The sequence below is a fragment of the Aquabacterium sp. OR-4 genome (genome assembly GCF_025290835.2).
In the GTDB taxonomy this organism is placed as follows: Bacteria; Pseudomonadota; Gammaproteobacteria; order Burkholderiales; family Burkholderiaceae_C; genus Pseudaquabacterium.
The window spans coordinates 431,940-457,285 of record NZ_JAOCQD020000002.1 but is presented as its reverse complement, the minus strand read 5'-3'; the positions used below and the strand labels follow the sequence as shown (position 1 = coordinate 457,285).

The following is a 25,346-nucleotide window of genomic DNA, read 5'->3' as shown; positions in this document are numbered from 1 at the left end:
CGGTGGTGGTGTGCCGCGACGCGTCCCGTGCATCAGCTGCAGCGGCGGTAGCCACTCAGGCCGCTGGGTGAGCAGGATCGGATCCGTCCCAGCACGTTGACTACCTGGTGCACGGCCCGGCCCTGGCTGTCGGCCAGCACGAAGGTGGCCGTGGGGGTCACGGTGCCTTTGCCGGCATCGAACACGATGCTGCGGCTGCCCGCGTTGATGCGCACGCCGGCCGATGCCAGCAGCGGTTGCACGCGCAGCGCTTCGGCTTCGCCCGTGCAGCGTGCGACGCCTTGCGCATCGCAGGTGCAGGCACCGGCCGGGCCGCTGTGGATCACATAGCAGGCGCCGCCGTCTTCCGGGGTCTGCAGTGCCAGGCGCACGCTGCGGTCCTGGGTGCGTGCCAGCGAGCGGGCGTACTGCAGGTCGGTTTCCAGCACCGCAGCCACCGACCTGAGTGTCTCGCCCTGGTGAAACTCCCGCAGGCCTGGCACCGTGCCGGCCACCAGCCCACCGCTGATGCACAGGCTGCACAGCAGTTCCACCATGGTCAGCCCACGGCCAGCCTGACGGTGGCAGGCAGATTGACCGAAGCCTTGCAGGGATGCCGTGAATCGGGACATGTGTGCTCCTGGTGGGGATGGGATGCACACACTTTAGGAATCGCGCGCCAGCGCCGCGTCGCCCGCGCGGGGGTAGGCCGTGGGGGCTTCGGGAGGGAGTCGGTCAGGCCCCCATCCGGGGGAGGCGGGGCGCGGGGGAGGGGCGGGGGACCAGGTGGGGATACAGCGGATCCGATGCCGGGGCATCAGATGTCGCGAATCAGCTGCCGGAACTCGTCCACATCCTCGAAGCTGCGGTAGACCGAGGCGAAGCGCACATAGCCCACCTTGTCCATGCGCTTGAGCTCGCGCATCACCAGTTCACCCACACGGGCCGTGGGCACCTCGCGGGCGCCGCTGGCCAGCAGTTTTTCCTGGATGCGATCGATCGCGGCATCCACCTGCTCCATGCTGACCGGCCGCTTGCGCAAGGCCAGCATCATCGAGCCACGCAGCTTCGCGGGATCGAACTCGACCCGTGCACCGTCTTTTTTTACCACCGCGGGCAGCGCGATCTCGGCGCGTTCGTAGGTGGTGAACCGCTTGTCGCAGGTCAGGCAGCGGCGCCGGCGACGGATGACATCGCCTTCGTCGGATTCCCGGGTTTCAACCACCTGGGTTTCATGGTGCGCGCAGAACGGGCAGCGCATCGCGGCTCAGCCTGCCTGGCCGGCGCATAGCGCCTGGCGGTCGGATGGCCAAACGTCAGCAGCCTGCACAAGCGCGCACCGGCGGCTCATCGGTAGACCGGGAAGGCACGTGCCAGCGCCGACACCTGGTCGCGCACGGCCGCCAGACTGGCCTGGTCGTTCGGCCGGTCCAGCACATCGGCGATCAGGTGCGCCACCTTCACCGCCTCGGCTTCCTTGAAGCCGCGCGTGGTCATCGCCGGGCTGCCCAGGCGGATGCCGCTGGTGACCATGGGCTTTTGCGGATCGTTGGGGATCGCGTTCTTGTTGCAGGTCATGTGGGCGCTGCCCAGCAGGGCCTCGGCTTCCTTGCCGGTCAGGCCCTTGGGGCGCAGGTCAACCAGCATCACATGGCTCTCGGTGCGGCCGGAGACGATGCGCAGGCCGCGCTCGACCAGGGTGCTGGCCAGTGCCGCAGCGTTGCGCACTACCTGCGCCTGATAGGTCTTGAACTCGGGCGTCAGCGCTTCCTGGAAGGCCACGGCCTTGCCGGCGATCACGTGCATCAGCGGGCCGCCTTGGATGCCGGGGAAGATGGCCGAGTTGATCTTCTTGGCGATGTCTTCGCCGCGCATCAGGATCAGGCCGCCGCGCGGGCCGCGCAGGGTCTTGTGGGTGGTGGTGGTCACCACGTCGGCATGCGGCACCGGGTTGGGGTATACGCCGGCGGCGATCAGGCCGGCGTAATGCGCCATGTCGACCATGAAATACGCACCCACCGCCTTGGCCACCTGCGCGAAGCGGGCGAAATCGATGCGCAGCGCATAGGCCGAGGCGCCGGCGATGATCAGCTTGGGCTTGGTTTCGTGCGCCAGACGCTCCATCGCGTCGTAGTCGATGGCCTCGTCGGCGTTCAGGCCGTAGCTCACCACCTTGAACCACTTGCCGCTCATGTTCAGCGGCATGCCGTGGGTCAGGTGGCCGCCTTCGGCCAGACTCAGGCCCATGATGGTGTCGCCGGGCTGCAGCAGGCCGAAAAACACCGCCTGGTTGGCCTGCGAGCCGCTGTTGGGCTGCACGTTGGCGAACTCGGCGCCAAACAGCTGCTTGGCGCGCTCGATGGCCAGTTGCTCGACCACGTCCACGTGCTCGCAGCCACCGTAGTAGCGCTTGCCCGGGTAGCCCTCGGCGTATTTGTTGGTGAGCTGCGAGCCCTGGGCCTGCATCACGGCGGGCGAGGTGTAGTTCTCGCTGGCGATCAGCTCGATGTGATCTTCCTGGCGCTGGTTCTCGGCCTGGATGGCGGCCCACAGCGCCGGATCAACGTTGGCCACGGTGGATTGGGAACGGTCGAACATGAAGGGCATCCTCTTCAACGGTGCGGTGAAGACCCGGCGCGGCCACCGTGCATCGGTGGTGCGCTGACGGGTTGCCCAGGCGAACGGCTGACATCGCCAGGCGCCACGGGTGTTGTGGCATCTGGCGGCTCGCGCTTCCCGGTGGTCAATCCACCTCGGGCCGCAGGGGCCCTGATCGCCAGTTGCGCGAGGCTTCGAATTCTAGCGGCTTCGTATCGGCTCAGCGCAGCAGGGCCACGCGCTCGTCGGCCGTTTCGGCAGCGGGCGCCGGGGTCTTGACGGTGGCGTCGGTTTCCAGTGCGCTGGCGGCAGGCGCCACCGGAACCGGCACCGCGGCAGGCAGCGGCGCATTGAAGGCCACCGTCTTGCCCTCGGCCACCTTGCGCAGGTGGCTTTGCTCGGCCAGTACCTTGGCCGAGTAGCCACCGTCGTCGGCCAGGTTGGCGGCGCCGACGTAGTAACGCAGGCCGGCTTCCAGGCCGCCGGCGCGGGCGATGCATTCCTTGAGCACCAGCACGCCCACACGCAGGTTGCTGACCGGATCGAACGCCGCACGCACGCCGCCGAAGGCCTCGTACTTGTCGTCGTGCACGCGGGTCATCACCTGCATCAGGCCCTGGGCGCCGACGGCACTTTGCGCGAAGGGGTTGAAATTCGACTCGATGGCCATGATGGCCAGGATCAGCGTCGGGTCCAGGCCCATGCGCTGGCCCACACTCCAGGCTTCCTGCACCAGGCGGCTCACCGGCTCGGGGGCCACGCGGTAGCGGCGCGACAGCCATCCAGCCACGGCCGCCTGCTGGCGCGGCAAGGCCTTGGGGTCGGCGGCGGTGGCGCGCGCCACGGCGTCGGGCTCCATCAGCTCGGGCGCCACGGCGGCCGGCTCGCGCGCTTCCTGGCGGGCGAGCAGCCAATCGAGGGTGTGGCGCTCCACGGCATCGCGCACATCGTCGCGACCGCCCGCAAACAGCGCGATGCCCAGCACCACCAGGCCCAGCAAGGCCAGCGAGTTGTGGCTGACTTCCAGCAGGCCGGCGCCGATGTCGCGCACAAACACCTGGGCCGAGGCCAGGCAGGTGGAACCGGTGGCGCGCAGCTTCGCAATCGCTGTCATGGGCATCCTTTCTTCCGGCCGTCGGCGACGCCCAGACCCCGGGTTGCGGAGAAGGGTGTCGGGGGGAGGCCGATAATCGTCCGAGGCATCTGCCAACGCCACCGGAGTGGCGGCAGACCTGGACTTGGCAGCGTTGCGCCCTGCTCGGGCCATTGGCACAACGGGGCGCGGGTTTACCCTAGATATCGGGTCTAGAGAGATTCTAGGAAGCGTCGAAATAACCAGTCAAGCATAAGACTTTCGTCTCTTATTCATTTCGAATTATGAAATACCGGGATTTGCGCGATTTCGCGTCCCAGCTGGAGGCCCAGGGCGAGTTGCGCCGCGTGAGCGCGCCGGTCTCGCCCGCGCTGGAGATGACCGCGCTGGCCGACCGCGTGCTGCGCGCTGGCGGGCCAGCGCTGTGGTTCAGCCAGCCCACCGGGCACACGGTGCCGGTGCTGGCCAATCTGTTCGGCACGCCGCGGCGGGTGGCGCTGGGCATGGGCGCGGCCGATGTGCACGAACTTCGCGACATCGGCATCCTGCTGTCGCAACTGAAGGAGCCTGAGCCGCCGCAAGGGCTGAAAGACGCGGGCCGCTTCGTGCAACTGGCCAAAGCCGTGTGGGACATGAAGCCCACCCGGCGCCGCGACGGGCCCTGCCGCGAGGTCGAGCAATGGCACGACGAGATCGATCTGGCCCGCTGGCCGATCCAGACCTGCTGGCCCGGTGACGCGGCGCCCTTGATCACCTGGGGCCTGGTGGTCACGCGCGGCCCGCAGTCGGTGGCACGCCCCCGGCTGCGCCAGAACATCGGCATCTACCGCCAGCAGGTGATCGGCCCGCGCGAAGTGATCATGCGCTGGCTGGCCCACCGCGGTGGGGCGCTGGATTTTCGCGACTTCGCGCGCGCCAACCCCGGGCGGCCGTTCCCGATGGCGGTGGCGCTGGGCGCCGATCCGGCCACCACCCTGGGCGCGGTGACGCCGGTGCCGGATTCGCTGAGCGAGTACCAGTTTGCCGGCCTGCTGCGCGGCAGCGCCACTGAACTGGTGGACTGTTCGGTGGGCGAGGGCGATCGCCTGCTGCAGGTGCCGGCCACGGCCGAGATCGTGCTCGAGGGCCACATCCCGGTGGCCGAGCCCGGCTACGCCGGCCGCAGCGCGCACGGCGTGCCGGTCAAGGAGATCGGCGGCTACCTGCATGCGCTGGAAGGGCCTTATGGCGACCACACCGGCTATTACAACGAGCAGGACTGGTTTCCGGTGTTCCGCATCGACCGCCTGACGCACCGGCGCGATCCGGTCTACCACAGCACCTACACCGGCAAGCCGCCCGACGAGCCCGCGGTGCTGGGCGTGGCCTTGAACGAAGTGTTCGTGCCGATCCTGCGCAAGCAGTTTCCAGAAATCGTCGACTTCTATCTGCCGCCCGAGGGCTGCAGCTACCGCATGGCGATCATCTCGATCAAGAAGGCCTATCCGGGGCACGCCAAGCGGCTGATGTTCGGGCTGTGGAGCTACCTGCGGCAGTTCATGTACACCAAGTTCATCGTGGTCACCGACGACGACGTCGACATCCGCAACTGGCAAGACGTGATGTGGGCCATCACCACGCGCATGGACCCGGTGCGCGACACCACGCTGGTGGATTCAACGCCGATCGACTACCTGGACTTTGCCTCGCCGGTCAGTGGTCTGGGCGGCAAGATGGGGCTCGATGCCACCAACAAGTGGCCCGGCGAAACCAACCGCGAATGGGGCCGCACCATCACCATGCCGGCCGAGGTCACCGGCCGCATCGAGCAGGTGTTTGCCGCGGTGATGGCCGGGCGAACGGCCTGAATCCGGGCCCCGGCCTGGCGCCGTGCCGGGCCGCTTGGCGCCAGGCCCGGGCATGCCGGCAGACCGTGCGCGCCGGCCTTGCAGGCAAGCATTGCGCGCCAGCTGCAATCTCCGCTTGAACTCGGGCGCGGCTGGGAGTAAGGTTGCCTTGCCTTCGATGAAGGTACCTCCCTTCACGCAGTCGCTGCGTGAAACGGGGCCCCGGACGAGCTTTCTCCGGATCCCCACATGGTGGCCATCGGCCACCCGCCCCTCCGGCGCCGCAAGGTCCGGAGGGGTTTCGCTTTCTGGCTCGGCGTGGCCCGTGCAGGCGCCACACAATCGCGCGGCACTTTGCATGGAGATTGCGCGATGAGCCTCGAGACCATCACCCTGGGTGGCGGCTGTTTCTGGTGCCTGGAAGCTGTTTACGAGCAGGTTGACGGCGTGGCTGCGGTCGAGTCGGGCTATTGCAACGGCCATGTGGCGATGCCGAGCTACGAGCAGGTGTGCCAGGGCGACACCGGCCATGCCGAGGTGGTGCAGCTGCGCTTCGATCCGGCGGTGATCGGCCTGCGCGAGCTGCTGGAGATCTTCTTCACCATCCACGACCCGACCACGCTCAACCGGCAGGGCAACGATGTCGGTCCGCAGTACCGCTCGGGCATCTACTGGCAGCAGCCGGCCCATGAGGCCATCGCGCGCCAGGTGCTGGACGAATGCCAGGCGGCGCTCGGCGGCCGGGTAGTGACCGAACTGCAGCCGCTGGCCAACTACCACCGTGCCGAGGACTACCACCAGCACTACTTTGCCAATCACCCGCACCAGGGCTATTGCAGCTTTGTGGTGGCGCCCAAGGTGGAGAAGTTCCGGCGCAGCTTTGCTGCACGGGTGAAAGCGTAGGCAGCGCGGTCAGGTCACGGCGCCAGCCGTTGCTTGTGCCACTGGCCGCCGTCCAGGCGGTAGCAGATGCGGTCGTGCAGGCGGCTCTTGCGGCCCTGCCAGAACTCCCAGTGGTCGGGCACCAGGCGGTAGCCGCCCCAGTGCGGCGGCCGCGGCGGGTTCAGCAGGAACTGCGCGCCGTAACGGGCGGCATTGGCCACCAGCACCGCGCGCGAGGCGATCACCTGGCTTTGCGGCGAAGCCCAGGCGCCAATGCGCGAGTCGAGCGGGCGCGAGGCGTAGTAGGCGTCGGATTCTTCGTCCGACACCTTCTCGACCGCGCCCTCGATGCGCACCACGCGCTCGAGCTCGACCCAATGGAACTGCAGCGCGGCAAAGCGCTGGCCGGCCAGCTCCTGTCCCTTGCGGCTGTCGTAGTTGGTGTACCAGACGATGCCGCGCTGATCCACGCCCTTGATGAGCACGATGCGGGTGGACGGCCGGCCATCGCTGCCCACCGTGGCCAGGGTCATGGCATTGGGTTCGGGCAGCTGGGCGGCCAGGGCTTCGTCGAGCCAGCTGCGAAACTGCGCCAAAGGCAGGTCGGCGGCGGCCTGCTCATCGAGTTCTGCGCGTTCGTAGCTTTTGCGGAGATCGGCAATGCGGGGATCCATCGGCACAGTATGCCGCGCTGGCACACGCTGCCCGGCGGCGGTACAGGCCTGTGCCAGGTTTCCGCTCATCCACGGTGCAAGGTGGGTGCAAGCTCGGTGATCCACCCTAAGTGCAAGGCCTTAAGTGATCGTCCGACTGTCTGATGTGGGCGGTGGCCCCCATGCTTGACCACAACAAAAACGCATCCGCGACGGCTGGGGAGGTCGGGGCCGGTGCCACTCAGCTGCCAAAAACAGTGAAACCGCAAACCGTCATCGTGGTGCTGGCTGCCGGCCGAGGCAGCCGATTCGGCGGGCCCCGCCACAAGCTGGTGCAGGAGCTGGGCGATGCCAGCGTGCTGGGCCGCACCATCGGCCATGCCATCGAGACCCGGCTGCCGGTGCTGGTGGTCACCACCGAACCGTTGGCCGCCGAGGCTGCGTGTTGGGTGGCGCGGCGCGACATCGTGCTGCTGCCCGAGGTGGGCCGGGGCGACGGCCAACCGCTGGGCATGGGCTACTCCATCGCCACCGGCGTGGCCGCCCGGCCCAATGCCGCCGGCTGGCTGGTGCTGCCGGGCGACATGCCGCTGGTGCAGCCGGCCACGCTGCAGGCAGTGGCCGCGGCACTTGAGCACCACCCGGTGGCCTATGCCCAGCACCAAGGGCGGCGTGGGCACCCGGTGGGCTTTGCCGCCGAGCTGTTCTCGGAGCTGGTGGCGCTCACCGGTGACGAAGGCGCCAGGCGGGTGATGGCGCGCTACCCCTCGCTGGGGGTGGAGCTGCCCGACCCCGGCGTGCTGGTGGACGTGGACACCGAGGCCGATCTGGCGGCCGTGCGTGCTGGTGCGCCGGGCGCCACGGTGGCCAAGGGGCGGCGCGCGTCGGCAGGTTGAGCCGCCGCGTGGCAGGCGTGGCGCGCCGCGCTGCCGCGGTTGGCGCTGGATCAGGCCAGACCCTGGCGCCGCACCAGCGCCAGCAGGCGCGCGCTTTCGCGGTCGCACATGCGGTGCTGGTGCAGGGTTTCGGCGGTGTGCACCAGGTAGTCCAGCGTGCTGCCGTAGCGGCCGTGGGCGTGGCGCAGGATGTTCAGCATCTCGCTGTCGGCGATCGGGCCGGTGAAGTTGGGGCTCTTGCGGCTGAGCGTGAAGCCCAGCGCCGCCACCGTTCCGGCCGTGGTGTCACAGCGCAGCCAGCGCGGGTCGTACACGCCGGTGGGCATTTCGCGCAGCCACAGGCGGTCAAGCTCGGCCGAGGCGCGCTCGCGCGGGATGCGGTAGACCATGCCGCGGCACATGCCGCCGGTGACCAGCGCGTACACCAGGCCGGGCCGCTCGGGCGTGCCCCGGTTCACGCGTGAGCGCATGCGAAACGCGCGGTGCCAGCCGCGCACCACGGCCGGGCGGTGCTCGGTCGACTCGAATTCGGGCCGCCAGATCAGCGAGGCATAGCCAAACACCCACAGGTCGCTCTGGCCACCCCATTCGACGCGCGTGCGCTCGAGCAGCGCCGCGCTGTCGCGGCCAGGGCTGGGCAGCGCGCGTGATGGGCTGAGGCTGGGCGGGGCCGGGCGGTCGCCTGCATGCATGGGTGGCAAGCATGCCAGAAGCATGCCCGGCATCCGCATGGCTGGATGTGGCCTGACTGCACCTGGCCTGGCTGCACGTGGCCTTGCGCATCTGGCCTGGTCGCATTCAGCCGGGCCGGTTTTGCCGGCGCAGCCCGCCGGCCACCGCTTTGCCGTCTTGACCATGTAACCCAGTTACTCAATAATTGGAGTGCTTGTTACATGGAGCCGGCATGAAATCCCACCTCGTCGAGGTCACCCAGCGCATCCGCGAACGCAGCGCCGTGCTGCGCGGCGCCTACCTGGCCCGGGTGGACCGGCTCACCGGCCGCGCCCCGGGCGCCCAGCGCATGGGTTGTGCCAATGTGGCCCATGCCTTTGCCGCCATGCCGGGTGACGAGCGCCTGCGCATCGTGGCCGAGCGGGCGCCCAATCTGGCGGTGGTGACGGCCTACAACGACATGCTGTCGGCACACCAGCCCTACGAGGGCTATCCGGCCATCATCCGCGACGAGGCGCAGCGCCGTGGCGCCACGGTGCAGGTGGCCGGCGGCGTGCCGGCCATGTGCGACGGTGTCACCCAGGGCCTGCCGGGCATGGAGCTGAGCCTGTTTTCGCGCGACGCCATTGCCCAGGGCACGGTCATTGCCCTGAGCCACGATGTGTTCGACGGTGCACTGCTGCTGGGCATCTGCGACAAGATCGTGCCCGGCCTGCTGATCGGTGCGCTGCATTTCGGGCACCTGCCGTGCGTGTTCGTGCCGGCCGGGCCGATGGCCTCGGGCCTGTCGAACAACGACAAGGCCAAGGTGCGCGAGCGCGCCGCCCAGGGCCTGGTGGGCCGCGACGAGTTGCTGGCCGCCGAGCAGGCGGCGTACCACGGTGCCGGCACCTGCACCTTCTACGGCACGGCCAACAGCAACCAGATGCTGCTCGAGGCCATGGGCCTGCATGTGCCCGGCGCGGCCTTCGTGCACCCGCATGCGCCCCTGCGCGAGGCGCTCACCCGCGAGGCGGTGGGCGCGCTGCTGGCCATCAGTGAGAAGGGCCCGCGCTTCACGCCCATCGGCCGCCTGGTGGACGAGCGCGTGATCGTCAATGCCATGGTCGCGCTGCTGGCCACCGGCGGCAGCACCAACCACCTGATCCACTGGGTGGCGGTGGCGCGCGCGGCCGGCATCCTGATCGACTGGACCGATTTCTCCGAACTGTCGGCCGCGGTGCCGCTGCTGGCCCGCGTGTACCCCAACGGCAGCGCCGACGTGAACCAGTTCCAGGCCGCCGGCGGCACCGGTTTCGTGCTGCGCGAACTGCTCGACGCCGGCCACCTGCATGGCGACGTGGCCACCGTGGCCCCCGACGCGCTGGGCGGCGGCATGGCGGCCTATGGCCAGGTGCCGCGCCTGGCCGATGCCGGGGGCGTGGCCTGGCACGCCACGCCCGCCACCAGTGGCGACGACGGCGTGGTGCGGCCGGCCGCGGCGCCGTTTTCGCCCAGCGGCGGCCTCAAGCTGCTGGCCGGCAACCTGGGCCGCGCGGTGATCAAGGTCTCGGCCGTGCCCGAAGAGCGCCACATCATCGAGGCCCCGGCGCGGGTGTTCACCAGCCAGGAGGCGATGCAGGCCGCCTTCAAGGCCGGTGAGCTGAACCGCGACGTGGTGGTGGTGGTGCGTTTCCAGGGCCCGCAATCGAACGGCATGCCCGAGTTGCACAAGCTGACGCCGCCGCTGGCCGTGCTGCAGGGGCAGGGCCATCGCGTGGCCCTGGTCACCGACGGCCGCATGAGCGGTGCCAGCGGCAAGGTGCCGGCGGCCATCCATGTGAGCCCCGAGGCGCTGGCCGGCGGCCCGCTGGCCCGGGTGCGCGATGGCGACCTGATCCGCCTGGATGCCGTGGCCGGCACGCTGCAGGCCCTGGTGCCGGCCGACGACTGGGCGGCCCGCGCACTGGCCACCATCAGCCCCGAGCAGGCCGAGGACAACGCCCATGGCCTGGGCCGAGACCTGTTTGGCGGCCTGCGCCGCACCGTGCGCAGCGCCGAAGAAGGCGCGGTCACCTGGCTGTGACGCGCAGCGCCGCCCCATTCCCCCACCGCACCACCCTGACTGGAAGCTGTTCATGAGCACGCCCCTGGATACCCTCAGCCTGGCCAGCCACGGCCCCGTGATCCCCGTCATCGTGCTGCAGCGCGTGCAGGACGCCGTGCCCCTGGCCGAGGCCTTGCTGGCCGGCGGCGTCAAGGTGCTGGAGGTGACGATGCGCACCCCGGTGGCGCTGCAGTGCATCGAGGCCATTGCCAAGGCGCTGCCCGAGGCCATCGTGGGCGCCGGCACCATCCGCTCGGCCGCCGATGCGCAGGCCGCACTGGATGCCGGCAGCCGCTTTGCGGTGAGCCCGGGCTACACCGCCGAGGTGGGCGCCGCCTGTCGCCGCATCGGCCTGCCGCTGCTGCCCGGTGTGGCCACCGCCAGCGAGGTGATGGCGGCCCAGGCCGACGGCCTGAACTTTCTGAAGTTCTTTCCGGCCGTGCAGGCCGGCGGTGTGGCCATGCTCAAGGCCCTGGGCGGGCCCTTTCCCGACGTGGTGTTCTGCCCCACGGGCGGCCTGACGCCCGAGACCGCGCCGCAGTTTCTGGCCTTGCCCAACGTCAAGGTGTGCGGCGGCTCGTGGCTGACCCCGGCCGATGCGGTGGCCGCGGGCGACTGGGGGCGGATCACGGCGCTGGCCCGGGCCACCCACGCCTTGCGCGGCTGACGCGCAGGCCCGGCCGCTGCGGCGCGCCGGGCGCGTGGCTCAGCCGGGTGGCAGCCGGGCCCGCAGCCAGGGCGCCAGCCGGGCCGCCGCGCCCTGCAGTGCAGGGGTGGTGGAGCCGCGCGCCAGCGCCAGGCAGCCGCGGGCATAGGCGCGGTCGTGGCGCAGGCGGTCCAGGTCCACATCGTGACCGTCACCGACCATCAGCCAGCGAAACTCCGACAGCGCCTCGGCCTCGTCGGGCGACAAGGCGGGCAGGGGAGGCGCGTCGAGGGGCATCAGGGCAGGCATGGGATGCACCGGCCATTGCAGGTTCGGTGCCAGGCTGTGGCTGTGCGGGTGGGAGCTCTGGTGGGTGCACTGGTGGGTGCACAGGCGAGTGCTCTGGCGGGTGCGTTGATGAGTGCTTTGGCGCAGGCCGCCGCTAGTGCGTCAGATGAGCGTCCATGCATGGCGGCCATGCGCCTGCTGGGTAGGCCCGCCGGCGCCTGGCAAGGCCGGGTGCCGGGCAGCCGCCGGATGGGGCGCAAGCCGAGACGCCATGCACTGCAATGGGGCGGGTGCCGGCGCGTGCCGGCGCGTGCCGGCGCCTGTTGCCCGCGGTCTGTGCTGTTGGCGTGCCGGTGAGCGGCAGGTGAGCGACCAATGAGCGGCCGGTGAGCCGCGGCCGCCGTGAAGCTGCCGCTATGCTTGCCGCATGCCCGCTCCCCCGCTTGCCATCCAGCCGGCCGATGTCCTGGCCGCCGCCCAACGCCTGCGTGGCGTGGCCCACCGCACACCGGTGCTGCGTTCGCGCACGGCCGACGAACTGAGCGGCGCGCAGCTGTTCTTCAAGGCCGAGAACCTGCAGCGCATGGGCGCGTTCAAGTTTCGCGGCGCCTACAACGCGCTGGTGCAGTTCACGCCCGCGCAGCGCCGCGCCGGCGCGCTGGCCTTCAGCTCGGGCAACCATGCGCAGGCCGTGGCCCTGTCGGGGCGCCTGCTGGGCATGCCCACGGTGATCGCGATGCCGCAGGACGCGCCGGCCGCCAAGCTGGCCGCCACGCGCGAGTACCAGGCCGGCCAGCCCGGCAGCGAGGTGGTGCTGTACGACCGCTACACCGAAGACCGCGACGCCATCGGCGCGCGCCTGGCGGCCGAGCGCGGCATGACCCTGATCCCGCCCTACGATCACCCGCATGTGATGGCCGGCCAGGGCACGGCCGCGCTCGAGCTGATCGACGACGCCGGCCCGCTGGATGCGCTGCTGGTGTGCCTGGGCGGCGGCGGCCTGCTGTCGGGCAGCGCCACCATCGGCCGCGCCATGCTGCCGGGGCTGCGGGTGATCGGCGTCGAGCCCGAGGCCGGCAACGACACCCAGCAAAGCCTGGCGCGCGGCGAGATCGTGCAGATCGCCGTGCCGCAGACCATTGCCGACGGCGCGCAAACCCAGGCCAGCGGCCGGCTCACCTTTCCGGTGATCCAGGCGCTGGTCGAGCGCATCGTCACGGTGAGCGACGCGCAGCTGGTGCAGACGATGCGATTTTTTGCCGAGCGCTTGAAGCAGGTGGTCGAGCCCACCGGCTGCCTGGCCGCGGCTGCCGCGCTGGCGCCCGGCGCGCTGGATGCGCTGGGCCTGCGTGGCGCGCGGGTGGGCGTGATCGTGTCGGGCGGCAATGTCGACCTGGCGCGATATGCCCAGTACCTGGCGCGCTGAGCGCCAAACGCTGCCAGCAAGGCGTTCGAGATGACCGACACCACCCACCCCGACACCACCCACCCCGTGCCCCAGGATGGCGAGGCTGCCCGGCGCCAGCGCGCGCGGGTCGAGGCCCTGCTGGCGCGCCCGGCTGCCACGCGCGACGACCAGTTGACGCTGGCCGACGGCCGCACGCTGGCCTACCAGGTGCACGCCGCGTTCCTGCCGGTGCTGGGCGATGGCCTGGGCCCCGAGGCGGGCGAGCCGCAGGCGGCGGTGCTGGCCACCGCCTACGTGGTGCCGCAGGCCGAGGGCGCGCCGCAGCGGCCGGTGTGCTTTGCGTTCAACGGCGGGCCGGGCTCGTCGTCGATCTGGCTGCAGCTGGGCGCTTTGGGCCCCAAGCGTGTGCCGGTGCAGGACGACGGCAACCTCGGCCCCTCGCCCTGGGCGGTGGAGGACAACCCGCTGAGCTGGCTGGCGCATTTCGACCTGGTGTTTCTGGATCCCCCGCACACCGGCTGGTCGATCAGCGCCAGCGAGACGGCGCGCAAGAAGCTGTTGTCGGTGGACGGCGATGTGGCCGCGCTGGCCGAGGTGATGCGCGGCTGGCTGGCCGCGCACCGGCGCTTTGGCGCGCCGCTGTACCTGGCCGGCGAGAGCTATGGCACCACGCGCGGCGCGGCGCTCACCGACCGCATGCTCGACCTGGGCCTGGCCTTCGATGGCGTGATCCTGGTGTCGTGCGCCATGGATCTGCAAAGCCTGGTGTTCGCCCCCCGCAACGACCTGCCGCATGCACTGTTTCTGCCCGGCTACGCGGTCACCGCGCAGTACCACGGCAGCCTGCGCGGCGCGCCGGGCGCCTCGCCCGAGGCGGCCCGCGCGGCGGCCGAGGCCTTTGTGGCCGACGACTACGTGGCCGCGCTGCACGCCGGCGCGCGGCTCGATGCGCGCCGGCGCAGCCGCATCGCGCGTCGCCTGGCCGAGCTCACCGGCCTGAGCCCGGCGCTGGTGGAAGCCAGCAACCTGCGCATCACCGACAGCCAGTTCTTCGTCGAGGCGCTGCGCGAGCGTGGCCGCGTGGTGGGCCGGCTCGAGTCGCGGGCCACCGCACCGATGGCCGCCAGCCGCGAGCGGCAGATGAGTTTCGACCCCGGCATCGAGGGCATCTCGATCCCGTACACCACGGCGGCCATGGCCTGGTTCGGCCAGCTGGGCCTGCCGCTCGAGCAACGCTACGAGGTGCTCAACGGCGAGGTCAACCGGGCCTGGGAATGGCGTCGCGGCAGCGCTGGCGAGGGCGGTGGCCGCATCGAGGCCAACGGCTTCACCAGCACCGGCGACGACCTGGCGCGCGCGCTGCGGCGCAATCCGCACCTGCGCGTGTTCGTGGCCAGCGGCCGCTACGACCTGGGCACGCCGTACTCGGCCACCGATTGGTCGCTCGCCCAGCTGGACGCGCCCGCCGAGGTGCTGGCGCGTGTCACGCACCGCTACTACGATGCCGGCCACATGATGTACACCCGCCGGGCCGACCTGGCGCTGCTGGCCAGCGATCTGGCGGCCTGGCTGGCCGGCCGAAGCGCGGCTTGATCGGCGGCCCGGCCGGCGCGCCCGGCCACCCGTGCGGGCGGGTGCCGCGCGCCTGACCCCCATCCACTCCAGGGAGACCTCACGTGCATGTCGGCATCCTCACCGGCGGCGGCGACTGCCCGGGCCTGAACGCGGTGATCCGCGCCGTCACGCTGGCGCTGATCAACGAATGCGGCGCCCGCGTCACCGGCATCCGCCGCGGCTTTCTGGGCCTGATCGAACGCGAGGTGCAGCCGCTCGATCGCCCGGCCGTGGCCGGCATCCTGGCCCAGGGCGGCACCATCCTGGCCACGCACAACAAGTGCGATCCGTTCCACTATTTCGGTGCCGGCGGGGCCGATGTGTCGGCCCAGGCCATGGCCTATGTGCGCGAGCTGGGCCTGGATGCGCTGGTGGCCATTGGCGGCGACGGCACCATGACCATCGCGCACCGCTTCCAGGCGCTGGGCCTGCCGGTGGTGGGCGTGCCCAAGACCATCGACAACGACCTGCAGCACACCGACCGCACCTTCGGCTTCGACAGCGCGGTGGCCGTGGTAGCCGAGGCGCTCGACCGGCTGGAAACCACCGCGCGCAGCCACGGCCGCGTGATGGTGCTCGAGACCATGGGCCGCTATGCCGGCTGGATTGCGCTGGAAGGCGGCATGGCCGGCGGCGCCGACGTGATCCTGCTGCCCGAACTGCCCTACCGGCTGCAGGCCGTGGCCGAGGCCTGCCGCGCGCGCGAGGCGCAAGGCCTGTGCACGCTGATCTGCGTTGCCGAGGGCGCCAAGGCCGAGGGTGGCGACCTGGTGGTGGCGCAGACCCTGGCCGACAGCCCCGACCCGCTGCGCCTGGGCGGCGTGGGCGCGGTGCTGGCGCAGCAACTGCAGCCTCTGCTGCACAGCGAGGTGCGCGCCACGTTGCTGGGCCATGTGCAGCGCGGCGGCTCGCCCACGCCTTTTGACCGGGTGCTGGCCACGCGCTTTGGCTATGCCGCGGCGCAGCTGGTGGCACAGCGCCAGTGGGGCCGCATGGTCACGCTGGCGGGCGCCGGCATTGCCAGCGTGCCGCTGGAGGCGGTGGCCGGGCGCAACCGCCCGGTGCCGGTGGATCACCCGCTGCTGGCCGCGGCGCGCGGCCTGGGCGTGTCGCTGGGCACCTGACACGGCCACAGGGCCGGGGCGGTGGCGCCGTGATGCTGGCTGGCCCCCCTAGCTCGAGGGCCCGCCAAACGCGGGTGGGCTGTGGACTCTTGCCGCGCTGGCAAGTTCCCGTGCCGGCCCCCTGCATTTGCCCGGATGCCAGCGGCCCCGCCGCGGCGTAGTCTCTGCTTGTCGTGAGAGCACTGCGCATGCGCGGTTCGGCCGATCCGGACTGTGCCGGCCGTGGGGTCACGGCAGCGATGAGGAGCATTGCCCCCGGGAGCAGGTCAAACCCCCGGGGGCTTTTTTTCGCCCGCCGGGCGCGGTTTTGAGCCAGCGCAAGCGCGGCCCGGGCCGGCCGGCGTCAGATCGGTGCATCTGCCAACCCAGGAGCAAGCGCATGCACGCCCTCAAGGACTTTTTCACCACCGACTACGGCCTGCTCAGTGCCGCGGTGATCGTGATCACGCTGGGCATGGGCGTGTTCTACGCCCGCTTCTTTGCCAGGCACATCAAGGAAGACAGCGAGCGCGCCGAGCGCGAGCGCCTGGCCGGCTGAGCTGCCGCGCGGCAGGCGCCAGCGCGGCGCTGCCGACGCTGCACCGCCTGTGCCGCGCCGCCAGCAGGCAGGCGCGCCGGCCAGCCCGGTCAGCCGCCCCGGTTGCGGGCGCGCACCGCCTCGCGGCGCTGCTCCACGCCATCGGCCGTGACCTGGGCGTTGAACTCGCGGGCGCGGCCTTTTTCAAGCGCCATGCCTTCGCCAAAGGGCAGGCGGTAGCCCTCGTTGATCACCGCCTTGTAGCGCAGCAGCATCTCGGGCAGCGTGCCCAGCATGTCGCGCGCCAGGGCGCGGGCGCTGTCCAGCAGCGCCTCGGGCGCCACCACGCGGTTGACGAAGCCCCATTCGGCGGCCTGCTCGGCGCTGACCCAGTTGCCGGTGAATGAGACCTCGCGCGCGCGGTACGGCCCGATGGCGCGCGACAGGCGTTGCGACAGGCCCCAGCCCGGCGAGACCCCCACCCGCGCATGCGTGTCGGCAAAACGCGCGGCGCTGCTGGCCAGCAGCACGTCGCAGGCCAGTGCCAGCTCGAAGCCGCCGGTGACTGCCGCGCCATTGATGGCGCCGATCACCGGCTTGGGGCAGCGCTCGATAGCCGCCACCGGGTCGGCACTGGCCTGGCCCGAGCCGAGCGAGCCTTCACCGGCACCGATCTCCTTCAGGTCGAGCCCGGCGCTGAAGGCGCGGCCGGCGCCGGTGAGCACGATGACGCGCACGCGCTCGTCGGCGCTGAGGCGGTCGATGGCGCTGGCCAGGTCGCGCATCAGCGCGCGCGACAGCGCGTTCATGGCCTGCGGCCGGTTCAGCGTGAGCACGGCAAAGCCGGCGGGGTCGATCTCGGTGAGGATCAGGTCGGTGTCGGGGGCATCAACGGCCAAGGCGGTCTCCAGCATTTGAAAGCCGGCCGATGCTGCCAGCCGGATCTGCGAGTGGCTGTCGCGGTCGTGGCAGGCGGGCGTCGCAATCCTGCGACCGCCGCGGCACCGCCGCTGCCGGGCCGCTGGCACTGCCCCGCGAGGGCGCGCGCCGAAGCGGCTACAGGCGGCGCCTAGTTCAGGATCTCGACCCGGTTGCGGCCGTTGCGCTTGGCCTGGTAGAGCGCGGCATCGGCGCTGTGTACCAGGGCCGCGGCACCGCCGCCGGCCAGCGGCACGGTGGCGGCCACGCCGATGCTCACGCTGACCGGGTAGCCGCCCTCGATGATCGGCCGGGTGTCGGCTGCGGCCACGGCGCGGCGGATGATCTCGGCGATCTCCAGCGCGCCGGTGGCGGCCGTGCCGGGCAGCACCACGGCGAATTCTTCGCCGCCGTAACGCGTGGCCATGTCGCCGGCGCGGCGCACGTTGTCGCGGATCACCCGGCCCACCAGGGCCAGGAAGGCGTCGCCCATCTGGTGGCCGAACAGGTCGTTGAGCGACTTGAAGCGGTCAACGTCGATCATCATCAGCGCCAGCGGCTGGGCGTCGCGCAGCGCACGGAACCATTCCTTGTTCAGCGTGGCGTCGAACACCCGGCGGTTGGGCAGGCCGGTCAGCGCGTCGGTCGAGGCCAGGGCCGAAAGCTCGGCGTTGACCTGACCCAGTTGCTCTTCGGTGCGGCGGCGCTGCTCGGCGTCGCGCAGGGTCACCAGAAAATCGCCCAGGCCGTTGCCCGGCGGCAGCGGGGCCACGCGCGCCTCCACCCAGCGGGTGCTGCCGTCGCGCCGCAGGGTGCGAAACAGGTCGGGCCCGGCGCCGCGCTGGGCGGCCTTGGTGAAGTGCCGCGCGATGAAGGCCGCGCGCTCCTCGGGCACCAGCAGCTCGGCCAGCGTGTGGCCATGCAGGTCGGTCGGCTCGCAGCCCAGCAGGCTGCGGGTGGCGGGCGAGGCGTAGCGGATCGCCAGGTCGGCATCCACCGCCACGATCAGGTCCATCGAATGCTCGGCCAGCAGGCGAAAGCGCACCTCGGCGCCGTCGTTGCCGGGGCGGCGGTCGCCTTCGCTCAGCAGCAGGCGGCGGCCGTCGGCCAGGGTCAGTGCGGCCGGCCGCGTGCCGGGCCGGCGCTGGGCCTGCAATTGCGCGGCCTGGCGGTTGACCAGCTGCGGCTGGCCATGGGCATCAACCAGGCTGCAGGCCAGGCCGAAGCCGTCCAGAATCTGCGCGAGGGCCTGTAGGTCCGCCTCGTTCAAGCCATCGCTCCTCGGGTGTGCTGCGTGTCTCAGTGCTCGCTTGCGGGGCGCACCAGGCGGTCGCGGCGCGCCAGCGCCGGAAACAGCCGGGTCCATGTGAGCACCACCAGCATGGTGCCCACCCCTCCCAACAGCACCGATCCTACCGGGCCCAGCCACGCTGCCGTGGCGCCCGACTCGAATTCTCCCAACTGGTTGCTGGCGCCGATGAACAGGCCGTTGACCGCCGACACGCGCCCGCGCATGGCGTCGGGCGTCTCCAGCTGCACCAGGGTCTGGCGGATCACCACGCTGACCATGTCGGCGGCGCCCGACACCGCCAGCGCCAGCAGCGACAGCCAGAAGCTGGCCGACAGGCCGAAGACGATCATCGTGACGCCGAACACCGCCACTGAGCCCAGCAGCCAGCGGCCGGTGTGGCGCTCGATCGGGCGGCGCGCCAGCCACAGCGACATCAGCAGCGCGCCGGCGGCCGGCGCCGCGCGCAGCAGGCCCAGGCCCTCGGGCCCGGTGGCCAGGATGTCGCGGGCAAAAATCGGCAGCAGCGCGGTGGCGCCGCCCAGCAGCACGGCAAACAGGTCGAGCGACACCGCGCCCAGCACCACCTTGTGGCGCCACACGAAGCCCAGGCCGGCCGACAGCGAGGCCAGCGTGGGCGGCTCGACCGGGTGCGTCGAGCGGCGCGGCCGCAGGCCCCACACCGCCCACAGCGCCACCGCGAAACCCAGCGCCGACACCGCATACACCGCGGCGGCCCCGGCCGTGGCGGCATGCCCGGCCTGCAGCCAGCCGCCGGTGGCGTAGAGCGCGCCGCCCAGCGCCGGCCCGGCGATGATGGCGCCCTGCAAGGCCACTGACGACAGCGCCAGCGCACGCGGCAGCAGCGCCAGATCCACCAGCAGCGGCAGCAGCGCCTGGCTGGCCGGCATCTGGAAGGCCCGCGCCGCGCCCAGCACCACCGACAGCGCCAACACGCCGCTGCGGCCCAGCGCGCCGTGCGCGGTGGCCAGCGCCAGCAGCGCGGCCACCACCGCCTGGGCCAGCAGCACGGCGGCCAGCACGCGCTGGCGCGGGTAGCGGTCCACCACATGGCCGGCCGGCAGGGCCAGCAGCAGCGCGGGCACAAACTGGGCCAGGCCCACCAGGCCCAGATCCCAGGCGCTGCCGGTCAGGTCGTACATCTGCCAGCCCAGCGCCACCATCAGCATCTGGCCGGCCGCGGTGCTGGACAGGCGCGACAGCCAGAAGCGCCGGAAACCCGGCTGTTGCAGCAGCGGCAGGGCCGCTGCCGCGGGCTCAGGTGCGGTGGCTGGCGGGGGGCTCATCGGGGTGCGGATGGGAGGCTCGGTTCAGGGGGCGGTTCAGGCGCAAGGCCGTCGTTGTCGTCGTCGCTGGCCACCTCCAGCTGCTGCAGCTGCACCAGGCGCTGGTACAGGCCGCCGGGCAGGGCCATCAAGGCCTCGTGCGAGCCGCGCTCGGCGATGCGGCCGTGGTTGAGCACCACGATCTCGTCGGCCTCGCGGATGGTGGACAGCCGGTGCGCGATGGCCACCGTGGTGATGCGCCCGCGCAGCGTGGCCAGCGTGCGCTGCACCAGCTGCTCGGTGGCGCTGTCGATGTGCGAGGTGGCCTCGTCGAGCAGCAGCACGCGCGGCGCGCCGGCCAGCGCGCGGGCAATGGCGATCAGCTGCTTCTCGCCCACCGCCAGGCGCGCGCCGCCTTCGCCCAGCGGCGTGTCATAGCCCTGCGGCAGGCGGGCGATGAAGGCGTGCGCCTGTGCGTCGCGCGCGGCGGTCTCGATCTGCGCGTCGCTCAGCGGCCGGCCCATGGCGATGTTCTCGCGTGCGCTGGCGGCCAGCAGAAACGGGTCTTGCGGCACCAGGGCCACGGCGGCGCGAAAGTCGTCGTCGCCGATCTGGCCCAGCGGCTGGCCGTCGATGCGCAGGCTGCCCGGCGTGGCCTCGTAAAAGCGCAGCAGCAGCGCCAGCAGCGTGCTCTTGCCGCTGCCGGTGGCGCCAACGATGCCGACAAAACGCCCGGCCGGGATCTCGAGGTTCAGGCCGTGCAGCACCGGCCGGCCGGGCTGGTAGCCAAAGCTCAGCTGCTGCACCGAGATGGCGCCCGCCGTCACCCGGCCGGCGGCCTGCGGCACCGGGGCCTCGGCCTCGTCGAGCAGGGTGTTCACGCGCGCGGCGGCCACCACCGCCTGCTGCAGCTGCGAGAACTGCATAGTGATCTGGATCAGCGGCTCGACCACCCGCGCGATGTAGCTGACGAAGGCGTAGAGCACGCCCACCTCCAGCGCGCTGAGCCCCGGGCTGCCGGCGCCGGCGCCGTCGGCACGCAGGCCGAACAGCACGATCACCGCGGCCAGCATGGCCACGTTGAGCAGATCGAGGGCCGGGCGCAGCAGCCAGGCATTGGCCCGCAGCTCGAGCCGGCGCGACTGGAAGTGCCCGGCATTGGTGTGCGCAAAACGCGCCGCGAAGCGCGCGGTGGCGCCGCTGGCCTGCAGCGTGGCCATGCCGGCAATGGCCTCGGCGGCCTGGGCATTGAGATCGCTGCGCAGGGCGCGGCTGGCGGCCACGGCCGGTGCCGACAGGCGCTGGTAGATCCACACGATGCCCACCACCGAGGGCACCAGCAGGGCCACCACCAGCATCAGGCGCCAGTCGAGCAGCGCCATCGTGACCAGCATGCCGGCCAGCGTGATGACGCTGTCGAGCATCACGAACAGCAGCTGCACGTACAGCGTCTTGACCGCCTCGGTGTCGTTGGTGACGCGGCTGACCAGCTGGCCGGTGATGGCGCGGTCAAAAAACGCCATCGGCAGGCGCAGCACATGGCCGTAGACCTGCTCGCGGATGCGCTGCACCGAACGCATGGCCACGCCGGCCAGACGCAGCAGCTGACCGTAGCGCAGCCAGCTGGCCAACCAGCCGGCCAGCAGCGCGCCGCCCAGCAGGCCGGCGATGGCCAGCGGCTGGGCGTCGCGCGGCAGCAGGTGGCGGTCGATGAAGGCCTTGCCCAGCACCGGGCCCAGCGCCTCCAGCGCGGCGGCCAGCACCAGCCACAGCAGCGCGCCGCGCAGCAGCGGCAGTTCGGGTGCGGCGGCGCGCAGCAGCAGGGCCAGCGCGGCCCGGCGCTCCAGGCGGCCGGGCGGCTGGTGCGCCGGGCGCGGCTCAGGCGTGGCCATCGGGGCCTCCAGGGGCGGCGGGGCTGGGCGGGCCGGGTGGGTTGGACGCGTTCAGCGGGTGGTGGTGGGTGTGTGCGGTGCTGGGGGTGACATCGCTGATGCGGGCGGCGTCGCCATCGCCATCGTCGGCCTCGAGCGAGGCTTCGAGCTGCTGCACCCGCCATTGCGTGGCATACCAGCCGCCCAGGGCCAGCAGCTGGGCATGGCTGCCGCGCTCGGTGATGCGGCCGTGGCGCAGCACCAGGATCTCGTCGGCATCCTGCAGCGTCGACAGGCGGTGGCTCACGATCAGCGTGCTGCGGGTTGCGCCCCCTGCGCCCCCTGCGCCTGCGTTGGCTGGGTTGTCTGTGTCGGCTGGGTTGGCCGAACTGGCCGGTGGGCCCAGGCGCGCGGCGCGCAGCGCGGCCAGGATGCGCGACTCGGTCTCGGTGTCCACCGCCGACAGGGCGTCGTCCAGCAGCAGCAGCGGGGCCTCGACCAGCAGCGCGCGGGCGATCGCCAGGCGCTGGCGCTGGCCGCCCGACAGCGTGATGCCACGCTCGCCCACCGGCGTGTCGTAGCCCAGCGGCAGGCGAGCGATGTCGTCGTGCACCGCGGCCAGGCGGGCCACCGCCTCGATCTGCGCGCGCGAGGCCTCGGGCCGGCCCAGCGCGATGTTCTCGGCCACCGTGGCCGAGAACAGGAAGGGCTCCTGCGCCACCCAGGCGATGCCCTCGCGCAGCGCTGCCAGCCGGTAATCGGCCAGCGCCACGCCGCCCCAGGCGATGTGGCCGCGCTGCGGCGTCCACTGCCGCATCAGCAGCTTGAGCAGCGTGCTCTTGCCGGCGCCGGTGGGGCCCACCAGGCCCAGCGTGCCGCCCGCGGGCAGCGTGAAGCTCAGGTCGTCCAGGGCCGGCGCCCCCGCAGGCCCCGCCGTGGTGTGGGCGCCGGTGGTAGTGGCGGTGGTGGTGTTGGCATTGGCGCTGGCGTTGGCGTTGGCGTTGGCCGCCTCGGGGTAGTGAAACCGCAGCCCCCGGGCCTGCAGCGGGCCGGGCCTGACATGGGCCAGCGTGCCCTGGTCGTCCACGGCCGGTGCCTCGGCCAGCACCGGCTGCAGCCGGCCCCAGGCGGCGCGGCCGCGCTCCAGCAGGGCCAGCACCCAGCCGGCGGCAAACATCGGCCAGATCAGCTGGCCCAGGTAGAGGCTGAAGCTGGTGAGCTGGCCCACGCTGATCTGCTGGCGCCACACCAGCAGGCCGCCGTAACCCAGCGCCAGCACCGTGGCGGCGGTGAGGGTCAGGCCCACCGCGGGCTCGTAGGCGGCCTCCCAGCGCTGGGCCTTGAGGCTGGTGTCGGCGGCCTGGCGGCTCAGGGCTGCAAACAAGCTGCTGTTGCGCCCCTCCAGGCCCAGCGCGCGCAGCGTGCGCACGCCCGACAGGCTTTCCTGCACCTGGTCATTGAGCGCGCCAAAGCTGGCCAGCGCCTCGCGCGAGGCCTCGTGCACATGGCGCGAGATCCACCAGAAGCTCCAGGCCATCAGCGGAAACGGCAGCAGCACCACCGCGGCCAGGCGCCAGTCGACGCCCAGGGTCATGGTGGCCACCACCAGCACCAGGGTCAGGGTGCCGTCAAAGCCGGCCAGCAGCGCCTCGCCGGCGGCCATCTCCACCGCGTCGACATCGTTGGTGGCCAGCGCCATCAGGTCGCCGGTGCGGTGGCGCTGGTAGAAGCGCGGGCCCTGCAGCGCGAACTGGCGGTAGAGCTGGTTGCGCAGCTCCATGCCCATGCGGTAGGCCGCGGCGTACAGCACCTGGCGCCAGGCCACGCGCAAGAAGTAGATGCACACGCCGGCGGCCAGCAGCCAGCCGATCTCGCGCCACAGGGCCGGCCCCAGCAGGCGCTGGGCCACCAGGCCATCGACCATCTGGCCGATGTGCCGCGGCAGCCACACGGTGAGCACGGCAATGACCGTGAGCATGGCCGCCGACGCGGCATAGGCGCGCCAATGGCGGCGCACAAAGCCGGTGATCAGGCGGTAGAGGGTCATCCGGCGGGTGGGGCGGGCGGGCAGCAGGCGCCGATGCTGGCGCCTTGTGGGCGCCAGCCGGGCAGGGCGGGAAAGCGGCGGATTCTAGGGGCGCGACCCGCCGGCCGCGCGGGCGCCAGCCGGTGTAGCGGCCCGCGTGGGCTGGGCCCGGCAGATTGACGCGCCGCGCGCGGCCCGGCATCGGGCCGCTCAGCCGCTCAGCCCAGGCTGCGGGTGTCGATCACGCTGACCCGGCCGCCGCGCTCGCGCACGGTGTGCACCATGTGCGCGGTGCCGCCGGGGCCGTCGCCGCCGGCGCCGTTCCACAGCGCGATCAGCTGCAGGCGCTCGGCGCCGTGGGCCAGGCCGCGCTCCAGCAGCCAGAGGTTGCAGCGCTCGTAGGCATCGCCGCCCGCGGGCAGCGGGCCCAGCACCGCCGGCGCGGCCAGGATGGGCTGGCCGCTGCCCAGCTGGGCGCGCATGGCCGCGTAGCGCGCCAGCCAGGGCTCGCCATGCGGCAGCACCGACTCGGCCAGGAACTGCGGCTCGTCAAAAGGCTGCAGCAGCTGCACCGGCATGCCGCGCGCCTGCGCCGCGGCAATGAACAGCAGGTCGCCACCGGCGGCGCCCTGGGTCAGCGCCAGATCGTCGGCCCCGGCCTGCAGCTCGGCCAGCAGCGCCGCAATGCGCGCCGCTGCGGCCGGCACCGCCGTTTCAGGAAACCGCGGCGGCGTGCGCCCGGGCCGGTCGACCACATGGCCGGTGAACAGCAGCACCTGGCGCGGGCGCAGCGGTGCGCCCGCGGGCGGCGCGGTCGGGTGTTCGCCCTGGGCGGGGCCCGGCGCGCTCACTGGATTGCCCTGCGCGCTCATGTTTCGCGAATATCGGCAATCGGCTCGGCGCCGAAATCGGGCCGGCCCAGGTAGCGCAGCAGGCGCTCGGCGCAGCCGGCCGGGCTGCTGAGCTGGCCGCCGGCATGCAGCTGGGCAAAAAACGCCTGTTCCGGAAACTGCGTGGCATCGGCGCCGCGCAGCTCGGCCTGCATGTCGGTGTCGATGACGCCGGGCGCGATCGACACGATGCGTGCACCGTTCGGCCGCCCGGCCTGCTCGAGCGCCACCACCCGGCTGAAATGGTCCATGCCGGCCTTGGCGGCGCAGTAGGCCGCGCTGCCGGCCATTGCCCGGCGGCCCAGGCCCGACGAGATGTTCATGATGCGCCGCGGGCCCGACCAGCGCGCCGTGCCGGCCAGAAAGGCGGCAGTGAGCAGCAGCGCCGATTCGAGCCCGGCGCGCATGGCCAGCGACAGCGTGGCCAGCGGCACCTCGTCCAGCGCGCCGGGCTGGCCCACCACGCCGGCGTTGTTGATCAGGGTGGCGCTGGCCATGTCGGCCGGGTCGAACTCGGCCAGCCAGCGCTCCAGCCGCAGCGCGGCGGCGCCGGCATCGGCCAGGTCCTGCGTCCACTGGGTCAGCGGCACGCCGTTGGCCTGGGCATGCGCCTGCAGCGCCGGGTTGCTGCCGCGGGCCATGCCCAGCACGCGGTGGCCGGGTTGCAGCAGCTGGCGCGCCAGCGCTGCGCCCAGGCCGCGCGACGACCCGGTGACGATGTACAGATGGCTTGTCATGGCGCAGCAGCATACGCTGCGCCCCGGGGCGGCCGGGCGCCGACAATC

23 protein-coding genes and 1 riboswitch are annotated in these 25,346 nt (G+C 71.9%); of the genes, 9 read left to right on the top strand and 14 right to left on the bottom strand.

The window, feature by feature from the left end; all coding sequences use genetic code 11:
* Nucleotides 1–32: 32 nt before the first annotated feature.
* From N4G63_RS14240 to N4G63_RS14225, 4 genes are all read right to left on the bottom strand, one after another.
* Nucleotides 33–536, bottom strand: coding sequence for a GspH/FimT family pseudopilin (locus tag N4G63_RS14240; protein ID WP_260786136.1), 504 nt, complete (start codon nucleotides 534–536; stop codon nucleotides 33–35).
* Nucleotides 537–796: 260 nt separating this feature from the next.
* A complete protein-coding gene (nrdR, locus tag N4G63_RS14235; protein WP_314599843.1) occupies nucleotides 797–1,240 on the bottom strand; it encodes a transcriptional regulator NrdR in 444 nt (147 codons plus the stop codon).
* Nucleotides 1,241–1,326: 86 nt separating this feature from the next.
* Nucleotides 1,327–2,577, bottom strand: coding sequence for a serine hydroxymethyltransferase (glyA, locus tag N4G63_RS14230; protein ID WP_260786134.1), 1,251 nt, complete (start codon nucleotides 2,575–2,577; stop codon nucleotides 1,327–1,329).
* Between the two features lie 66 nt (nucleotides 2,578–2,643).
* Nucleotides 2,644–2,773, bottom strand: a riboswitch (ZMP/ZTP riboswitch).
* A 24-nt stretch (nucleotides 2,774–2,797) separates the two neighbouring features.
* On the bottom strand, nucleotides 2,798–3,691 hold the full coding sequence (locus tag N4G63_RS14225) for a lytic transglycosylase domain-containing protein (protein WP_260786133.1): 894 nt from the start codon (nucleotides 3,689–3,691) through the stop codon (nucleotides 2,798–2,800).
* Between the two features lie 263 nt (nucleotides 3,692–3,954).
* Between N4G63_RS14225 and N4G63_RS14220 the strand changes: the two genes are divergently transcribed.
* Both N4G63_RS14220 and msrA read left to right on the top strand, forming a co-directional pair.
* On the top strand, nucleotides 3,955–5,517 hold the full coding sequence (locus N4G63_RS14220) for a UbiD family decarboxylase domain-containing protein (RefSeq protein ID WP_260786132.1): 1,563 nt from the start codon (nucleotides 3,955–3,957) through the stop codon (nucleotides 5,515–5,517).
* A 351-nt stretch (nucleotides 5,518–5,868) separates the two neighbouring features.
* The gene (msrA, locus tag N4G63_RS14215) at nucleotides 5,869–6,399 is read left to right on the top strand and encodes a peptide-methionine (S)-S-oxide reductase MsrA (RefSeq protein ID WP_314599842.1); all 531 of its coding nucleotides are present in this window, start codon (nucleotides 5,869–5,871) and stop codon (nucleotides 6,397–6,399) included.
* 14 nt (nucleotides 6,400–6,413) lie between these two features.
* Here the strand turns inward: msrA and pdxH are convergent, their stop codons facing one another.
* Nucleotides 6,414–7,052, bottom strand: a complete 639-nt coding sequence (gene pdxH, locus N4G63_RS14210) for a pyridoxamine 5'-phosphate oxidase (RefSeq protein ID WP_260786130.1) — start codon at nucleotides 7,050–7,052, stop codon at nucleotides 6,414–6,416.
* A gap of 236 nt (nucleotides 7,053–7,288) precedes the next feature.
* On the opposite strand from pdxH, the gene N4G63_RS14205 reads away from it, so the two are divergent.
* A complete protein-coding gene (locus tag N4G63_RS14205; RefSeq protein WP_260786129.1) occupies nucleotides 7,289–7,927 on the top strand; it encodes a nucleotidyltransferase family protein in 639 nt (212 codons plus the stop codon).
* A 50-nt stretch (nucleotides 7,928–7,977) separates the two neighbouring features.
* On the opposite strand, the gene N4G63_RS14200 is transcribed toward N4G63_RS14205, so the two are convergent.
* Nucleotides 7,978–8,619: a gamma-glutamylcyclotransferase gene (locus N4G63_RS14200; protein WP_260786128.1), complete on the bottom strand. Its 642-nt coding sequence runs from the start codon at nucleotides 8,617–8,619 to the stop codon at nucleotides 7,978–7,980.
* A 212-nt stretch (nucleotides 8,620–8,831) separates the two neighbouring features.
* On the opposite strand from N4G63_RS14200, the gene edd reads away from it, so the two are divergent.
* Nucleotides 8,832–10,664, top strand: coding sequence for a phosphogluconate dehydratase (gene edd / locus N4G63_RS14195; RefSeq protein ID WP_260786127.1), 1,833 nt, complete (start codon nucleotides 8,832–8,834; stop codon nucleotides 10,662–10,664).
* A 52-nt stretch (nucleotides 10,665–10,716) separates the two neighbouring features.
* Complete coding sequence (gene eda, locus N4G63_RS14190; protein ID WP_260786126.1) at nucleotides 10,717–11,352, top strand: bifunctional 4-hydroxy-2-oxoglutarate aldolase/2-dehydro-3-deoxy-phosphogluconate aldolase; 636 nt, start codon at nucleotides 10,717–10,719, stop codon at nucleotides 11,350–11,352.
* A 39-nt stretch (nucleotides 11,353–11,391) separates the two neighbouring features.
* On the opposite strand, the gene N4G63_RS14185 is transcribed toward eda, so the two are convergent.
* A complete protein-coding gene (locus tag N4G63_RS14185) occupies nucleotides 11,392–11,628 on the bottom strand; it encodes a hypothetical protein (RefSeq protein ID WP_314599841.1) in 237 nt (78 codons plus the stop codon).
* 418 nt (nucleotides 11,629–12,046) lie between these two features.
* On the opposite strand from N4G63_RS14185, the gene N4G63_RS14180 reads away from it, so the two are divergent.
* From N4G63_RS14180 to N4G63_RS14165, 4 genes are all read left to right on the top strand, one after another.
* Entirely contained in the window at nucleotides 12,047–13,045 is a 999-nt protein-coding gene (locus N4G63_RS14180) for a threo-3-hydroxy-L-aspartate ammonia-lyase (protein ID WP_260786124.1), read from the top strand.
* Between the two features lie 30 nt (nucleotides 13,046–13,075).
* On the top strand, nucleotides 13,076–14,620 hold the full coding sequence (locus N4G63_RS14175) for a S10 family peptidase (RefSeq protein WP_260786123.1): 1,545 nt from the start codon (nucleotides 13,076–13,078) through the stop codon (nucleotides 14,618–14,620).
* Between the two features lie 83 nt (nucleotides 14,621–14,703).
* The gene (locus N4G63_RS14170) at nucleotides 14,704–15,765 is read left to right on the top strand and encodes a 6-phosphofructokinase (protein WP_260786122.1); all 1,062 of its coding nucleotides are present in this window, start codon (nucleotides 14,704–14,706) and stop codon (nucleotides 15,763–15,765) included.
* Nucleotides 15,766–16,144: 379 nt separating this feature from the next.
* Nucleotides 16,145–16,303: a DUF3149 domain-containing protein gene (locus tag N4G63_RS14165; RefSeq protein ID WP_260786121.1), complete on the top strand. Its 159-nt coding sequence runs from the start codon at nucleotides 16,145–16,147 to the stop codon at nucleotides 16,301–16,303.
* Between the two features lie 89 nt (nucleotides 16,304–16,392).
* On the opposite strand, the gene N4G63_RS14160 is transcribed toward N4G63_RS14165, so the two are convergent.
* The 7 genes from N4G63_RS14160 to N4G63_RS14130 all read right to left on the bottom strand — a co-directional run bounded on the left by N4G63_RS14160 (nucleotide 16,393) and on the right by N4G63_RS14130 (nucleotide 25,298).
* A complete protein-coding gene (locus N4G63_RS14160; protein ID WP_260786120.1) occupies nucleotides 16,393–17,181 on the bottom strand; it encodes an enoyl-CoA hydratase in 789 nt (262 codons plus the stop codon).
* A gap of 170 nt (nucleotides 17,182–17,351) precedes the next feature.
* Nucleotides 17,352–18,470: a GGDEF domain-containing protein gene (locus tag N4G63_RS14155; RefSeq protein ID WP_314599840.1), complete on the bottom strand. Its 1,119-nt coding sequence runs from the start codon at nucleotides 18,468–18,470 to the stop codon at nucleotides 17,352–17,354.
* 29 nt (nucleotides 18,471–18,499) lie between these two features.
* Entirely contained in the window at nucleotides 18,500–19,795 is a 1,296-nt protein-coding gene (locus tag N4G63_RS14150; protein WP_314599839.1) for an MFS transporter, read from the bottom strand.
* Complete coding sequence (locus N4G63_RS14145) at nucleotides 19,792–21,666, bottom strand: ABC transporter ATP-binding protein (RefSeq protein WP_260786117.1); 1,875 nt, start codon at nucleotides 21,664–21,666, stop codon at nucleotides 19,792–19,794. The genes N4G63_RS14150 and N4G63_RS14145 overlap by 4 nt, the downstream gene beginning before the upstream one ends.
* Complete coding sequence (locus tag N4G63_RS14140; protein WP_260786116.1) at nucleotides 21,653–23,692, bottom strand: ABC transporter ATP-binding protein; 2,040 nt, start codon at nucleotides 23,690–23,692, stop codon at nucleotides 21,653–21,655. The genes N4G63_RS14145 and N4G63_RS14140 overlap by 14 nt, the downstream gene beginning before the upstream one ends.
* 197 nt (nucleotides 23,693–23,889) lie before the next feature.
* Nucleotides 23,890–24,543 (bottom strand): hypothetical protein, encoded by a 654-nt coding sequence (locus N4G63_RS14135; protein WP_260786115.1) that lies wholly within the window; start codon nucleotides 24,541–24,543, stop codon nucleotides 23,890–23,892.
* Complete coding sequence (locus N4G63_RS14130) at nucleotides 24,540–25,298, bottom strand: SDR family NAD(P)-dependent oxidoreductase (RefSeq protein ID WP_314599838.1); 759 nt, start codon at nucleotides 25,296–25,298, stop codon at nucleotides 24,540–24,542. The genes N4G63_RS14135 and N4G63_RS14130 overlap by 4 nt, the downstream gene beginning before the upstream one ends.
* Between the last annotated feature and the right edge of the window lie 48 nt (nucleotides 25,299–25,346).

Bases quoted from the DNA above. Each gene is read 5' to 3' on its own strand.
- N4G63_RS14140 (WP_260786116.1), bottom strand. From the start codon at position 23,692: ATGACCCTCTACCGCCTGATCACCGGCTTTGTGCGCCGCCATTGGCGC.
- glyA (WP_260786134.1), bottom strand. From the start codon at position 2,577: ATGTTCGACCGTTCCCAATCCACCGTGGCCAACGTTGATCCGGCGCTG.
- N4G63_RS14180 (WP_260786124.1), top strand. From the start codon at position 12,047: ATGCCCGCTCCCCCGCTTGCCATCCAGCCGGCCGATGTCCTGGCCGCC.
- eda (WP_260786126.1), top strand. From the start codon at position 10,717: ATGAGCACGCCCCTGGATACCCTCAGCCTGGCCAGCCACGGCCCCGTG.
- msrA (WP_314599842.1), top strand. From the start codon at position 5,869: ATGAGCCTCGAGACCATCACCCTGGGTGGCGGCTGTTTCTGGTGCCTG.
- N4G63_RS14165 (WP_260786121.1), top strand. From the start codon at position 16,145: ATGCACGCCCTCAAGGACTTTTTCACCACCGACTACGGCCTGCTCAGT.
- N4G63_RS14225 (WP_260786133.1), bottom strand. From the start codon at position 3,691: ATGACAGCGATTGCGAAGCTGCGCGCCACCGGTTCCACCTGCCTGGCC.
- N4G63_RS14185 (WP_314599841.1), bottom strand. From the start codon at position 11,628: ATGCCCCTCGACGCGCCTCCCCTGCCCGCCTTGTCGCCCGACGAGGCC.
- N4G63_RS14150 (WP_314599839.1), bottom strand. From the start codon at position 19,795: ATGAGCCCCCCGCCAGCCACCGCACCTGAGCCCGCGGCAGCGGCCCTG.
- N4G63_RS14145 (WP_260786117.1), bottom strand. From the start codon at position 21,666: ATGGCCACGCCTGAGCCGCGCCCGGCGCACCAGCCGCCCGGCCGCCTG.
- N4G63_RS14175 (WP_260786123.1), top strand. From the start codon at position 13,076: ATGACCGACACCACCCACCCCGACACCACCCACCCCGTGCCCCAGGAT.
- N4G63_RS14130 (WP_314599838.1), bottom strand. From the start codon at position 25,298: ATGACAAGCCATCTGTACATCGTCACCGGGTCGTCGCGCGGCCTGGGC.
- N4G63_RS14240 (WP_260786136.1), bottom strand. From the start codon at position 536: ATGGTGGAACTGCTGTGCAGCCTGTGCATCAGCGGTGGGCTGGTGGCC.
- N4G63_RS14200 (WP_260786128.1), bottom strand. From the start codon at position 8,619: ATGCATGCAGGCGACCGCCCGGCCCCGCCCAGCCTCAGCCCATCACGC.
- edd (WP_260786127.1), top strand. From the start codon at position 8,832: ATGAAATCCCACCTCGTCGAGGTCACCCAGCGCATCCGCGAACGCAGC.
- pdxH (WP_260786130.1), bottom strand. From the start codon at position 7,052: ATGGATCCCCGCATTGCCGATCTCCGCAAAAGCTACGAACGCGCAGAA.
- N4G63_RS14220 (WP_260786132.1), top strand. From the start codon at position 3,955: ATGAAATACCGGGATTTGCGCGATTTCGCGTCCCAGCTGGAGGCCCAG.
- N4G63_RS14135 (WP_260786115.1), bottom strand. From the start codon at position 24,543: ATGAGCGCGCAGGGCAATCCAGTGAGCGCGCCGGGCCCCGCCCAGGGC.
- nrdR (WP_314599843.1), bottom strand. From the start codon at position 1,240: ATGCGCTGCCCGTTCTGCGCGCACCATGAAACCCAGGTGGTTGAAACC.